Source organism: Thermomonospora cellulosilytica (genome assembly GCF_014138835.1).
GTDB classification, from domain to species: Bacteria; Actinomycetota; Actinomycetes; order Streptosporangiales; family Streptosporangiaceae; genus Thermomonospora; species Thermomonospora amylolytica.
Genome location: NZ_JACJII010000001.1, coordinates 1,298,647 through 1,311,996 on the forward strand (window position 1 = coordinate 1,298,647; position 13,350 = coordinate 1,311,996).

The following is a 13,350-nucleotide window of genomic DNA, read 5'->3' on the forward strand; positions in this document are numbered from 1 at the left end:
CCCCGGCCCGACGCCCAGCCGAACACCACCTGACCGTCCCGCCACCCCACCCCACGGAACCGATTCGTCCCAGGCCGCAGGGCCCGGCATGCCCTGCTCTGGCAGGCGGCCGCAGCTCAACGGACAGGGCATCCGACCACGGATCACGCCGATGTGCGGACACGCGAACACGCAGGCCGTTCCGCACCAATGCGCGATCCGATGTACGGACACCTCAAGGGACGGCTGACGCGTCGGCACAGGTCATGGGCAATGTGCCCGGGAAGGACATCGAAACGGAGTGCGGGCCGTCCGATTGCGCACCGGCCGGCATGCCGGCTCAGGCGATCGGCGCCTCCCAGGTCAGCCGCCAGGTCTCCGGGCCGACGACACCGTCCACCTCCAGGCCCCTCTCCTCCTGGAACGCCCGGCAGACCTCCTCGGAACGCGGCCCGTAGACACCGTCCGCCTTGATCTGCCGGCCGCGTTCGCGCATCCTGGCCTGCCACTGGCGGACGTCGTCCCCGCGCATGACGGGCGGCTGGGTGAGGTACCGGCCCGGCCACTTCGGCGCCTTGACGGCCGGCTTCGGCTCCGGCGCGGGTGCGGACTCCAGGGCGAGCGCCTTCAACTGGGAGGCGGTGCCGCGGTAGGCGTTGATATCGCACCGGCCGGGGATGCCGGGCACGGTCGCCGAACTCGAGTACTGCAGGATGCTGACCGGCTCGCCGCCGAACGGGTTCCACCAGGATGCGGACACCTTGTCGTACAGGCCGGCCGGGCTTCCGGCGCCGTCGACGTACTGGCTCTGCCAGATGCTGTCGAAGAACCCGAGGTTGGGCCGGCCGACCTGAGCCCAGTACCAGCGCGGGAAGTATCCGATGACGGGATGCCCCCCGCTCAGCCGCTTGTACTCGGCCACCCAGGCGCGGGCCTGCGCCGCGGTGGGCCGCGAGTCGCCGGACGGCTCCACGTCCAGGGCGACCGCGAACCGGTCCATGTCGCCGGCGGCCCGGTGGAAGTGCCGGGCCTGGGCGACGGGATCGGAGTCGGACCGCAGGAAGTGATAGGCGCCCGGCAGGAACTCGCCGTCGAGCGCGAGCATCCCGGCCTTGTTGTGCCCCCAGGTGGGGTTCTTGTAGTCCACACCCTCGGTGACCTTGGAGAAGGCGAACCCGATCCCCGCCGCACGCACGCGCGGCCAGTCCGGACGGCCCTGGTAGGAGGCCACGTCGACACCGAACAGCATCGCCGACTCCTTCCTGGTCCGGTCGCCCGTACCCGGCGATGACGTTCACCGAGCGGACGCGTCACCACACTGCGTTACCAGTGTTCCCCTCGACGGTCCGGATCCGACCACCGGCGAGTACCTTCTCCACCACGGAGACATATCCGACAGACCTCCGGATTCGGTCCTGCGGCTGGTGTTCCCGCCCTTCACACCAAGAAGAGGTAGGGAGAGACGGACGCCTTCGAGTGCTCGTCGCAAGCCCTGAGGCAGCGATCGAGCGCCGCCACCGTCCCAGCGGCCGAATGCGCCCGGTGTCGGCGGGCTGGCCGCGGCCGGTCAGCCAAGCGGCGAACGCCCGGTCAGCGCACGTGTACGAGCCGATCACGCACTCGGACACGGCGATCTTGAGCGCGAGCGCCCACGAGCCGACCATGGTCGGCACCAGCAGCGCGGACGCAGGGCGGCGGGAGCGGCCGAGGCTCCGCCGCAGCGGCCTCCGCGGCCGGAGAACCGGCCGTGCCAGGCCTCCGAAGGTTCGGGCCACAGCGCCGAGTGCCCTACACTTGTGGGTGTTGCGGCGCGGAGATCACATGGTCTGCCGCCTATGTGCGGACCTGCTAGAATCTCCAGCAGCAACAGACCCCCTGGTCACAGGGCGACCAAGCAGCCGTAGCTCAACGGATAGAGCATCTGACTACGGATCAGAAGGTTAGGGGTTCGAATCCCTTCGGCTGCGCACCAGGTCAAAGGCCCCTCGCGATCTTCGCGGGGGGCCTTTGCGTTGTGGGTACAGCATCTGATTACAGCTACACCGCCGTACGGGATCGTGGCCCCCCAGGTGGGCGCCGGGCCGCTTGAGCGCCGCCTGGGTGTCCTCTGAGGGCACCTCGGTGTAGATCTCCATGGCGATGCTGATCCGGCTGTGCCGCAGGATCTGCATGGCGACCCGCGGGTGTACGTCGAGGTCGGTCAGGAGTTTGCCGCAGGTGTAACGGGTGTCATGAACCCGGATCACCTTGACGCCGGCGGCGGTGCAACGGGATTCGAACGCCCGGTTGACGGTGCGGGGTTCGATCGGGCGCCCCGTGCGGGTGGTGAACGCCCGACCGGAACGGCCGAACGCATCTCCGCCCGTCGCGTCGGCTCCCACGTCAACGCACTCGCCACGGCCCAGTCGCCGCCGCCATTCTGCTTGAGCAGGTGCAATCGGGCGGATGCTGCAGGTGCGTTGTGGTCGTCAGCGGAGGCGGGGAACGGCGTCGCCGCCCGCGCGGCAGGACGCGGCGTACAGCGCCCATGCCACCGGGGGGAGGATGAGGTCGATCCACAGGGGAGGGCCGATGTTGCCGGGCTTGGTGTTGCCTTCGGCGAGCCAGTAGTAGAAGTGGCCGGCGGCGTCGCCGAGGTACTGGATGGACAGGACGACGATCACTGCCAGCCAGAAGCCGCCGCGGAACCACAGGCACATGACGGCGGCGACGCCGATCGACAGGTCGCCCATCGCGTTCTCGAACTGGAATCCGCCGTTTCCGCGGGTGTATCCGATCTCCTCCGCGGTGGCGGGGCCGTCGAAGAGGTGGGCGCCCGCCCCCAGGAGCCCCCCGACCCCCACGGCCACCACCAGCCACCACACCAGGTAGATGTCGGCGGCGAGGGCTCCCCTGGGCCTGGCCTTGCTCCTGCGCCACTGGACGGTCGCCCCGATGAGCGCGACGACCGGCAGCAAAAGTGTCTCCACACTCCACCCCCCGAACGTTCAGTGATGATGAGCTTACTTACGGTCATCGGACGGGTTCGGGGAGGGGCGCTCGGTCGGCTGCTGCCGCCAACCTGCGGCAGGCGCCGGCCGCCCTGCGCCCACGACGGATGTGGCCGGGTGCGGGGGCCGGTCTGAAAGGCCGGGTGGTGGGGCAGCGGACCGGGCCGGGTGATGAGTGCCAGGTCACGCCCGTCGGGGGGCTCGACCAAAGTAAGGTGCGAGCAGTGCTCGAAGGCGGGTTTGCCCGGGCGGCGTTGATCAGTACTGTCTCTGCTGGCGCTGAAGAAGTTCCTCGGGCCGGCCGTCGCCTGCGCGGAGCTTCATGGCGCGCGGCGCACACCCCCTGAGCAGCGAAGTCCAGCCGGCTGTGGTGGACTGCCGTGCCCGCGTCGTGGCATACACCGACGAACGAACATGAGGGTCACACCTTGAACATCCTGGAAGCGGTCTTCCTCGGTGCCGTGGAGGGGCTGACCGAGTTTCTGCCGATCTCCAGCACCGGGCACCTCACGATTCTGGAGAGCCTGCTCGGATACTCCCCCGACGATCCCGACATCACGGCGTTCACCGCGATCATCCAGGTCGGCGCCGTCCTGGCGACCCTGATCTACTTCCGGTCCGACTTCGCGCGGCTGATCGGCGCGTGGCTGCGGGGCGTGACCCGCCCCGAGTACCGCGACGACGTCGACTACCGCCAGGCGTGGGCGGTGATCCTCGGCGCGATCCCGATCGGCGTCGTCGGCCTGCTGTTCAAGGACCACATCGAGACGACGCTGCGCACCCTCTGGTTCGTCGGGTCGGCGCTGATCCTGTGGAGCGGGGTGATGTACTTCGCCGACCGGACCGCCACCCAGATCCGCAACGAGAAGGACGTGACCTGGAAGGACACCCTGATCATCGGGCTGGTCCAGTGCCTGGCGCTGATCCCGGGGGTCTCCCGTTCGGGCGCCACCATGTCCGCCGGTCTGCTGCGCGGCCTGGACCGGGTCACGGTCACCAAGCTGTCGTTCTTCCTGTCGGTCCCCGCGCTGGCCGCCGCCGGCACGCTCCAGGTCGTCGACGAGTACGACGCCATCTCGCGCGGCGTGGGATGGCCCGCCACGCTCACCGCCACGGCGGTGAGCTTCGTCGTGGCCTACGTCGCGGTGGCCTGGCTGCTCAAGTTCGTCGCTAAGCACTCCTACACCGTCTTCATCGTGTACCGGGTGATCCTCGGCGTCATCGTGCTCGCGCTGGTCGCGACCGGCACGGTCGCGGCCTCCTGACCACCGGCCTCCTGGCCACCGGCGATCGGCGACCGGCGGCCCGGATCCCCTGCCGGCCGAACGAGAACCTCCATGGAACAGGCCGCATGCCCGCCCGGCGCGGTGGGCATGCGGCCTGTCCCGTCAGCAGGCCCCGCCGTACGCGCCGGCCGCCTTTGACGGCACTGCGAGCAGGCGGCCCGTGCCGGTCTTGACAGGGCGGCGGGGGAGGAGAAGCGTCTGACAGGTCAGGAAAAGTGAACACATGGCGGCGAGCCGGGCGGCGTGCGGCTGCTCGGTGCGGGCGAGAGCCGGCCTGACCGTTTCCGCGCGACCCGTGATGCCGTCCGGAACGGCGGCACCGCCGCCGTGCGTCGACTCCCCTCATTCGCACTGTCCGGCACGACGATGATCGTGCGCTCCTCGTTCCCGCGGTGCGGACACCGTTCCGGCTGTTCCGCTCGTTCCGCCCATGTCGAAGGAGGGCACGATGCGCATCCTGCGACCCGCCCCCGACGTTGTCGAACTGGCCGACGCCTTCCCGGTCCCCGGGCTCGGCTTCCTGCCCGTCAACGCCTACGTCCTGCACGCCGAGCAGCCGATGGTCGTCGACACCGGGCTGCGGGGTTCGAGCCCGGAGTTCCTGCGGGCGCTGTGGGAGCAGGTCGATCCCGCGGATCTGCGGTGGATCTACCTGACGCACCCGGACCGCGACCACACCGGCAGCCTCTACGAGATCCTCGACGCGGCGCCCGCCGCCAAGCTCGTGACCACGTTCCTGGGCGCGGGCATCCTGTCGCTGGAACGGCCGGTCCCGCTCGACCGGGTGCACCTGCTCAACCCGGGGCAGTCGCTGGACCTCGGCGACCGCCGGATCACCGTCTTCCACCCGCCGGTCTACGACAACCCCGCGACGACGGGGATGTACGAGGACCTCGCCGGGACCTGTTTCAGCGCCGACTGCTTCGGGGCGCCGATGGCCGACGCCGGGCTCGCCCAGGCCGACGACGTCGCCGAGATCCCGCCCGACGACCTGACCGCCGGCCAGCGGCTGTGGGCCACGGTCGACAGCCCTTGGATCACCCAGGTCGACCGGGCCGCCTTCCACGCGTCGCTGGAACCGCTGCGCCGCCTCGACCCGCCGACCGTGCTCAGCACGCATCTGCCGCCGGCGCACCACACGACGAAGGGACTGCTCGACACCCTGGCGGAAGCCCCGGACGCGGATCCCTTCGTCGGCCCGGACCAGGCCGCCCTCCAGCAGATGCTCGCGGAGATGGAGCCGCGGCACGCCTGAGACCGCTCGTTCCGCGTACGGCCGCCGGACCGGACGCAGCGGAACGCGATCAGCGTCATCCCCGCAGGAGGCGGCGGACACGGTGCCCTGCGCACGGCCGCATCGTCGAGGTCGTTTGTCAGCGGTGCTCGTTAGGGTGCGGCGCCATGGGCATGGTCGCCGAATACGTGCGGATGACGCCGGTCGAACTGGAGCGTGCGCTGGCCGACCCCGAGTGGGCGGAGGAGTTCACCGACGACCTCCTGGAGGGGGAGTTCGACGCGGTCCTGGACGGCGAGGTCACGGAGGCCGACCGGCGGGGATACGACGTCGACAAGACGTGGGACGCGATGCGGATCCTGCTGCATCGGGCCGCGCCGTTCGAGACGTGCCCGTTCCTGGGAGGGACGCCGTTCGGCGAGGTGTGGTCCTACGACCGGCCGCGGGCGCTCACCGTCGAGCAGGTGCGTTCGATCGCCGAGGGGCTCGGCGCGGTCGCGTTCGACAGGCTGCTCGACGCGTTCGACGAGGGAGCGCTGGCGGGCGCCTACCTGGGGCCCTGGGATCGGGACGGCGTGGAGATGCTCAGGGAGCACTACGACGGGCTGGTCCGGTACTTCGCCGCCGCCGCTCAGGCCGGCCACGGGATGATCGCGTATCTCGGCTGACGGGTCACCGGGAGCCCGCGGGCCGGACGGGCCAGGTCACGCTCGGCACGGGATGGGTCCGCAGCGTCAGCGGGGCCAGGTCGTCCTGAGCGAAGTGCAGGATCAGGGCGTCCTTCTCCACGGTCAGATGGCTCAGGGTCCGCAGCCTGCCCAGCGACAGCAGCAGCTCGTCGGACTCGTAGAGCATCAGGTAGGCCTCGCCGGCCTGGGGGTCCAGGGAGAACGAGACCGAGCGGGAGCCCCGGGTCAGCCGGAACGTGTGCAGCCCCCAGGGCCAGCTCAGGTCGGGTTCCATGGGGGTCGGCGGGTCCTCGAAGAGCCAGATCAGGTCCGTCAGTTCGGGCATGCGCATGCCCGGACGGTACCTGTGGGCGGGCGACGGCGCAGCGGCCGACAGTGTCATCGTTCACAGATGATCGGGACAATGTGCGGAAAGCTGAACGAAGGGTTCACCACGAGCGTCCCAAGGTGGAGGCTTTAACAGAGGCGGACGGCGCGGAGCGGCGGTGACTGGCAAGGGTGCGGCGCCCATGAGTCGGGAGGCGGTCGACCATGCCCTCGCCACGCTCCACGACGAGCGGGAGCGCATCTCCGCCTCGCTGCTGGATCTGGAGAACCACCACGGCCACCGGCTGCTCAAGGGCGCCCGCCTGACCGGGGGCACGCGGGACAGCTGGGAGCGGGCCCAGGCCGCGCTGACCTTCCTGTGGCGGCTGTTCGACGCGTACCAGAACGTGTGCCAGGACGTGCTGGACAAGGCGGCCGGTCTCGGCCGGCGGCGGCCGAACGAGGCGACGCTCCGGGAGCTGACGGACCTGCTGACCGGCCCCTCCGTCGAGTCCCCGCACGGCGAGATCCCCCTGCGGCGGCGCACCCTGCTCGGACCGGCCCGCGAGAGGTACACCCTGGACGAGGCCAAGGAGCGGATGACCGCCGCGTACCAGGAGGTCATCGAGCTGGTCTCGGCCGTGGACGCGGCCTGGGAGGCGCTGCTGGGGCCGCTGGACGCCGCCGAGGAGGAGTGGCGGGAGACGGTCCGGCTGGCGCAGTCGCTGGGCGAGGGGCGCAACGCCGAACTGGACCGGATCGGCCGGGAGCTGGCCGCGGCCGGGCAGACGGTCCGGACCGATCCGCTGGCGCTGGTCAGGGACGGGCGGGCCGATCCCGGGCGGATCGAGACGCTGCGCGAGGACCTCGCGGCGGTGCGGGGCTCCCTCGCCGAGGCCGCCCGGCTGCGCGCCGGGTACGACGGCAGGGTCGCGGCCCTCGAGGCCGGGCTGGGCGCCCTGGCCCAGGCCGTCGCCGACGCCCGGAGCGCCCACCGGACCGTCCAGGTCAAGATCGCCGATCCCGGTGTGCCGGAGCCCGCCGACCCCGTCCCCGTGCTGCGGGAACGGCTGGACTCCCTGGCCGCGCTGCGCGCCGCCGGGCGCTGGCCCGACCTGGCCGCCCGGCTGGCCGAGCTGGAGGCGGGCGTCGCCGGTGCCCGCGAGCAGGCCGAACGCGCCCGGGCCCTCAGCGCCGGGCTGCTGGAGCGCCGCGACGAGCTGCGCGGAAGGCTGGACGCCTACCGGGTGAAGGCCGCGCGCCTGGGGTTCGCCGAGCACGACGAGCTGGCCCGGCTCCAGGAGCGGGCCCGCGCGCTGCTGTGGACGGCGCCCTGCGACCTGCGGCAGGCCACCGTCGTGCTCGCCGAGTACCAGCGAGTGCTCAGATCCCTCGAAACCGGGACGGACTGATGGAAAAGTGCACCAGGCCTGGCTGCCCGGGCTACATCGAGGACGGCTTCTGCAACGTCGACGGCCTCGCCCCCGAGCCCGCCCCCGCCGTTCCCCGGCCCAGGAGCGCCCCCGACGCCACGCCGGGCATCGCCGCCGCGCAGCCCGACCACATGCGACCCGCCCCGCCCACCAGGCCCTCGTCCACGCCCTCCACCGGCTCGGGCCGCTCGACCTCCGGCCGTACCGGCTCGGGCCGGACGGGTTCCGGGCGCAGCGCCCGCACCGGGCGCACCGGCTCCTCCGGGTCCTCGCGGCGCGGGATGCTCGGCGCGGGCCTGGTGGAGGTGCCGCCCGTTCCGTACCGGGACCCGGCCACCGCGGTCATGCGCAACCCGGAGGTCCCCGAGAACCGCCGGTTCTGCAGCGTCGACGGCGAGCCGGTGGGCCGCAGCCGCGACGGCCGGCCGGGGCGGACCGAGGGGTTCTGCCCCAAGTGCGGGCACGCCTACTCGTTCGCCCCCAAGCTGCAGCCCGGCGACCTGGTCGGCGGCCAGTACGAGGTGCTGGGCTGCCTGGCGCACGGCGGGCTGGGCTGGATCTACCTGGCGCGGGACAAGAACGTCAGCGACAGCTGGCGGGTGCTCAAGGGCCTGCTGGACTCCGGCGACGCCGACGCGATGCAGGCCGCCGCCGCCGAACGGGCCTACCTGGCGCAGGTCGACCACCCCAACATCGTCAAGATCTACAACTTCGTGCAGCACCCGGACCCGCGGACCGGGGAGCTCGTCGGCTACATCGTCATGGAGTACGTCGGCGGGCAGTCCCTCAAGGACATCCTGTCCCGGCTGCGCAGGGAGCAGGGCGAGGACGCGGCGCTGCCGCTGCCCCAGGTGATCGCCTACGGCCTGGAGGTGCTGCGCGCGATGGGCTACCTGCACAGCCGGGGCCTGCTGTACTGCGACTTCAAGCCGGACAACGCCATCCAGTCCGAGGAGCAGCTCAAGCTGATCGACCTGGGCGGGGTGCGGCGGATCGACGACGAGGACAGCCCGATCTTCGGCACGGTCGGCTACCAGGCCCCGGAGATCGCCACCGAGGGCCCGTCGGTCACCTCCGACCTGTACACGGTGGCGCGCACCCTGGCGGTGCTGAGCTTCCCGTTCCGCGGCTACACCGGCCGGTACGCCACCAGCCTGCCGCCGCGCGAGGAGGTGCCGCTCTTCCGGCGGCACGAGTCGTTCCACCGGTTCCTGCTGCGGGCCACGCACCAGGACCCCGACGCCCGGTTCCAGGACGCGGCGGAGATGGCCGAGCAGCTCACCGGGGTGCTGCGGGAGGTGCTGGCCGGCGAGGACGGGCGGCCGCGGCCGGGCGCCTCGACGCTGTTCGGGCCCGAGCCGCAGACCGCGGGCACGGAGATCGTCACCGGGACCGACGAGCGGATCGTGCTGCCGCCGGTGGACGCCCGGGCCGCGGCGAGCGCGCTGCCGGCGCCGCAGGTCAGCGGGAGCGACCCGGCGGCGGGCTATCTGGCGGGCCTGACGGCGCGGGATCCGGCGGACCTGGAGGCGGCGCTGGAGGCGGCGCCGGTGCGGTCGCCAGAGGTCGGGCTGATGCTGGTCCGGGTCCGGATCGAGCGGGGGCGGTTCGCCGAGGCCGCCGAGCTGCTGGAGGAGCTGGACCGCACCACGCTGCCGGGCGACTGGCGGCTGGACTGGTACGAGGGGCTGGCGGCGCTGGCGGCCGGGGACCGGATGCGGGCGGTGGAGCTCTTCGACGGCCTGTACGACCTGCTGCCGGGGGAGCTGCCGCCGAAGCTGGCGCTGGCGTTCGCCCACGAGTGCGGCGGGGACCTGCCGGCGGCGGCCTACTTCTACGACATGGTGGCGCGCACCGACCCGGGCTACGTGAGCGCGGCGTTCGGGGCGGCGCGGGTGCGGCTGGCGATGGGGGACCGGGCCGGGGCGGTGCGCATCCTGGACTCGGTGCCGCGGATCTCCACCCACCATGTGGCCGCGCAGCTCGCCGCGGTGGCGGCGGCGGTGCGCGGGCGGACCCCCGAGGAGCTGACGCAGCCGGACCTGATGGACGCCGGGCGGCGGCTGGCGGACCTGCAACGGGACCACAAGCTGGACGCCGAACGGGCCGGCCTGTTCACCGCGGAGGTCCTGGAGGCCGCGCTGCGCTGGACTCTGCACCACCGGCCGCCGCCGGACGGGCCGCAGGTGCTGGGCGTTCCGCTGCGGGAGGACGCGCTGCGCCGCAGCCTGGAGGCCGCCTACCGGAACCTGGCCAGGCTCGCCGACCGCGCCGGCGACAGGCACCGGCTGGTGCACCGGGCCAACGCCGTACGCCCGCGGACGCTGTTCTGACATGGCCGGAAGCGAGATGGAGGCCGCCACCCGCTGCCCGGACTGCGGGGATCCCGTCCTGCCGCACCACGGCTTCTGCGAGTCCTGCGGCATCCCCCTGCGCGGCGTGCCCCCGGCCGCCCCGCCGCCGGGCCCGCAGCGCCCGGCGGGGTGCGCGGAGTGCGGGAGCACCGAGATCAGCGACGGGTTCTGCGGGCAGTGCGGGCTGCGGCAGCCCAGCGGGCGCGAGCACGTGGAGACCGGGACCGCGGCGGCGGCCGGGATCAGCGACCGGGGCCACCGGCACAGCCGCAACGAGGACGCGATGGCGGTCGCCGAGGCCGCCGGGCGGGTGATCGCGGTGGTGTGCGACGGGGTGTCGTCGGCGCCCCGCCCCGAGGATGCCTCGCAGATCGCCGCCGAGACCGGGGCGGCGATGCTGACCGCCCAGCTCACCGCGGGCGCGGACGCCGAGACGGCGACCCGGGCGGCGGTCCTGCGGGCGGGCAAGGCGGTCGCCGCGCTGGCCGCCTCCCCGCACGACGCCCCCGCCTGCACGTACGTGTCGGCCGTGGTGGACGCCGGGACCGTCACCGTGGGCTGGGTCGGGGACAGCCGGGCGTACTGGATCTCCGACGGCACCGGCGCCCGCCCGTCCGCCGCGCTGACCGCGGACGACTCGTGGGCGGCGCGGATGGTGGAGCTGGGGGTGATGACGCCCGCCGAGGCGCACGCCGACCCGCGCGCGCACACCCTCACTGCCTGGCTCGGGGCCGACGCCGGTGAGCTGCGGCCCCGGGTGGAGACGTTCGAGCCGGGCGGGCCGGGCGTGGTGGCGGTGTGCACCGACGGGCTGTGGAACTACCTGCCGGAGGCCGCCGAGCTGGCCGAGGCGGTGCACCGGGCCCGCGCCGGCGACCCCGCCCGGCCGCCGCGCCAGATCGCCGGCGAGCTGGTGCGCACGGCGCTGGACGCGGGCGGACACGACAACGTCACGGTGGTGCTGATCCCCTTCCCGCCGCCCGCGGCGGTCCCCCACGTTCCCGGCCAGGCGAGGAGCTGAACGAGCGATGCCCGAGTTCACCATCAAGGTCGACCAGAACCGCTACCTGCCCGAGGGCGGGCGCGAGGTGCACGCGATCGTGACCGTGGAGGCCACCGGCGCGGGCCCGGCTGCCTCGGGCGCCCCGGCCGCCGAGGTGATCATCATCGACACCTCCGGGTCGATGTCGTTCGACGGCAAGATGGCCGAGGCCAAGCGGGCGGCCAAGGCGGCGGTGGACGCGCTGCGCGACGGGGTGCACTTCGCGGTGGTGGCCGGGTTCAACTTCGCCCGGCCGGTCTACCCGGCCGACGAGACGCTGGCGGTGGTCTCGCCGCGGACCCGCCAGGAGGCCAAGGCGGCGATCGGCCGGCTGGACGCGGCCGGCGGCACCGCGATCGGCTCCTGGCTGCGGATGGCGCACAAGCTGATGTCGCGGCACGGCGCGGGCGTGCGGCACGCCATCCTGCTCACCGACGGCAAGAACCAGCACGAGACCGCCGCCGAGCTGGACGCCGCGCTGGCCGCGGTGGACGGGGGCTTCGTGTGCGACTGCCGGGGCGTGGGCACCGACTGGGAGGTCGCCGAGCTGCGCAAGATCGCCTCGGCGATGCTGGGCGGCGTGGACATCGTGGCCGACCCGCGCGACCTGGAGGCCGACTTCCGCGCGATGGCCGAGAAGGCGATGGGCAAGGCGGTCGCCGACGTGGCGCTGCGGGTGTGGACGCCGCAGAACGGGGTGCTGAAGTTCGTCAAGCAGGTCGCGCCCAGCCTGGAGGACCTGACCGACCGGCGGGTGGAGTCGGCCCCGCAGTCCGGCGACTACCCGACCGGCTCGTGGGGCGACGAGATCCGCGACTACCACGTCTGCGTGCAGGTCCCGCCGGGCGAGGTGGGCCGGCAGATGCGGGCGGCCTGGATCAAGCTGGTCGCCCCGGACGGCGCGGGCGGCGAGCAGGTGCTGGCGACGGGGAACGTGCTCGCCGAGTGGACCGACGACGAGGCCAAGTCCACCCAGATCAACCCGCGGGTGGCGGGCTACACCGGGCAGGCGGAGCTGGCCGAGGCGATCCAGGAGGGGCTGGCGGCCCGCCGGGAGGGCGACCTGGACACCGCGACGGCCCGGCTGGGCCGGGCGGTGGTGCTGGCCAGGCAGGCCGGCAACGAGCAGATCGAACGGCTGCTGGACCGTGTGGTGGACGTCGTCGACCCGGCGACCGGTACGGTCCGGCTCAAGAAGAACGTCGACAAGGCCGACGAGATGTCCCTCGACACCCGGTCGACGAAGACGGTGCGCACCCGCAAGGACGGAGGCTGACGCCATGCCGACCTGTCCGAACGGCCATTCCTCCGTCGCGGACGACTACTGCGACGTCTGCGGGGACCTGATGGCCGGGGCCGCGCCCGCGCCGGCGCCGACGCCCGGCGGCGATCCGCCGGCCGGGCCCTCCGGCGGGCCGGACGGCGGCGACGAGCCCTGCCCGGCCTGTGCCGCCCCGCGCACCGGGCGGTTCTGCGAGACCTGCGGGTACGACTTCGAGACCGGCAACCGGCCGGCGGTGAGCCGGCCGACCCTGCAGTTCCCCGGGGTGCCCGCGCAGCCGCAGCAGCAGGCCGCCGCCCCGGCGGTGCCGGCCCCGATCTACCAGCGGCCGGTGCAGCGGCCCGCGCCGGGGGGCTGGTCGGCGGTGGTGTCGGCCGACCGGGAGTACTTCGAGACGGTGCTGGCCGACCTGGGCCCGGACGGCGCGTCGCTGAAGTTCCCGCCGTTCGCCCCGCAGCGCCGGTACATGCTGGTCGGGCGGCAGGTGCGGATCGGGCGGCGCAGCGCCTCGCGGGGCTTCGTCCCCGAGATCGACCTGAGCACCCCGCCGGAGGACCCCGGGGTGTCGCACATCCACGCCGTCCTGATGGCCCGGCCGGACGGCACCTGGGTGCTGGTCGACCCGGGCTCCACCAACGGCACGACCATCAACGGGTCCACCGAGCCGATCCCGTTCAACGAGGAGGTGCCGGTGCACGACGGCGACCGCATCCATGTCGGCGCCTGGACCACCATCACCCTGCGGAAGGAGTGAC

The 13,350-nt window shown here is 73.0% G+C and carries 12 protein-coding genes and 1 tRNA gene; 9 read left to right on the forward strand and 4 right to left on the reverse strand.

Going from position 1 to position 13,350, the window contains the following annotated elements; all coding sequences use genetic code 11:
• Positions 1 to 319: 319 nt before the first annotated feature.
• Complete coding sequence (locus HNR21_RS06315) at positions 320 to 1,228, reverse strand: GH25 family lysozyme (RefSeq protein WP_182704437.1); 909 nt, start codon at positions 1,226 to 1,228, stop codon at positions 320 to 322.
• A gap of 645 nt (positions 1,229 to 1,873) precedes the next feature.
• Here HNR21_RS06315 and HNR21_RS06320 point away from each other — a divergent pair.
• Positions 1,874 to 1,946, forward strand: a tRNA-Arg gene (locus HNR21_RS06320).
• Here HNR21_RS06320 and HNR21_RS06325 read toward each other — a convergent pair.
• Both HNR21_RS06325 and HNR21_RS06330 read right to left on the reverse strand, forming a co-directional pair.
• Positions 1,920 to 2,360: a tyrosine-type recombinase/integrase gene (locus HNR21_RS06325; RefSeq protein WP_220500054.1), complete on the reverse strand. Its 441-nt coding sequence runs from the start codon at positions 2,358 to 2,360 to the stop codon at positions 1,920 to 1,922. The two genes, HNR21_RS06320 and HNR21_RS06325, sit on opposite strands and share 27 nt — an antisense overlap.
• A gap of 87 nt (positions 2,361 to 2,447) precedes the next feature.
• Positions 2,448 to 2,948 (reverse strand): DUF6790 family protein, encoded by a 501-nt coding sequence (locus tag HNR21_RS06330; RefSeq protein ID WP_119726501.1) that lies wholly within the window; start codon positions 2,946 to 2,948, stop codon positions 2,448 to 2,450.
• 449 nt (positions 2,949 to 3,397) lie between these two features.
• On the opposite strand from HNR21_RS06330, the gene HNR21_RS06335 reads away from it, so the two are divergent.
• The 3 genes from HNR21_RS06335 (at position 3,398) to HNR21_RS06345 (ending at position 6,157) form a co-directional block, all read left to right on the forward strand.
• Positions 3,398 to 4,234: an undecaprenyl-diphosphate phosphatase gene (locus HNR21_RS06335; RefSeq protein WP_119726502.1), complete on the forward strand. Its 837-nt coding sequence runs from the start codon at positions 3,398 to 3,400 to the stop codon at positions 4,232 to 4,234.
• Between the two features lie 469 nt (positions 4,235 to 4,703).
• Positions 4,704 to 5,510: an MBL fold metallo-hydrolase gene (locus HNR21_RS06340; protein ID WP_182704438.1), complete on the forward strand. Its 807-nt coding sequence runs from the start codon at positions 4,704 to 4,706 to the stop codon at positions 5,508 to 5,510.
• Positions 5,511 to 5,656: 146 nt separating this feature from the next.
• Entirely contained in the window at positions 5,657 to 6,157 is a 501-nt protein-coding gene (locus HNR21_RS06345; protein WP_182704439.1) for a YfbM family protein, read from the forward strand.
• A 4-nt stretch (positions 6,158 to 6,161) separates the two neighbouring features.
• Here the strand turns inward: HNR21_RS06345 and HNR21_RS06350 are convergent, their stop codons facing one another.
• Complete coding sequence (locus HNR21_RS06350) at positions 6,162 to 6,509, reverse strand: hypothetical protein (RefSeq protein ID WP_182704440.1); 348 nt, start codon at positions 6,507 to 6,509, stop codon at positions 6,162 to 6,164.
• Between the two features lie 178 nt (positions 6,510 to 6,687).
• Here HNR21_RS06350 and HNR21_RS06355 point away from each other — a divergent pair, with 178 nt between their 5' ends.
• Genes HNR21_RS06355 through HNR21_RS06375 form a run of 5 tightly spaced genes read left to right on the forward strand, consistent with a single transcriptional unit; the run spans position 6,688 to position 13,349 of the window.
• Complete coding sequence (locus tag HNR21_RS06355; protein WP_220500055.1) at positions 6,688 to 7,896, forward strand: hypothetical protein; 1,209 nt, start codon at positions 6,688 to 6,690, stop codon at positions 7,894 to 7,896.
• Positions 7,896 to 10,250: a serine/threonine-protein kinase gene (locus tag HNR21_RS06360; protein WP_182704442.1), complete on the forward strand. Its 2,355-nt coding sequence runs from the start codon at positions 7,896 to 7,898 to the stop codon at positions 10,248 to 10,250. The genes HNR21_RS06355 and HNR21_RS06360 overlap by 1 nt, the downstream gene beginning before the upstream one ends.
• A gap of 1 nt (position 10,251) precedes the next feature.
• Entirely contained in the window at positions 10,252 to 11,292 is a 1,041-nt protein-coding gene (locus tag HNR21_RS06365; protein WP_246441996.1) for a PP2C family protein-serine/threonine phosphatase, read from the forward strand.
• Between the two features lie 7 nt (positions 11,293 to 11,299).
• Positions 11,300 to 12,589 (forward strand): vWA domain-containing protein, encoded by a 1,290-nt coding sequence (locus HNR21_RS06370; RefSeq protein WP_119726508.1) that lies wholly within the window; start codon positions 11,300 to 11,302, stop codon positions 12,587 to 12,589.
• Between the two features lie 4 nt (positions 12,590 to 12,593).
• Positions 12,594 to 13,349: an FHA domain-containing protein gene (locus tag HNR21_RS06375; RefSeq protein ID WP_119726509.1), complete on the forward strand. Its 756-nt coding sequence runs from the start codon at positions 12,594 to 12,596 to the stop codon at positions 13,347 to 13,349.
• The last annotated feature ends 1 nt before the right edge of the window (position 13,350 follow it).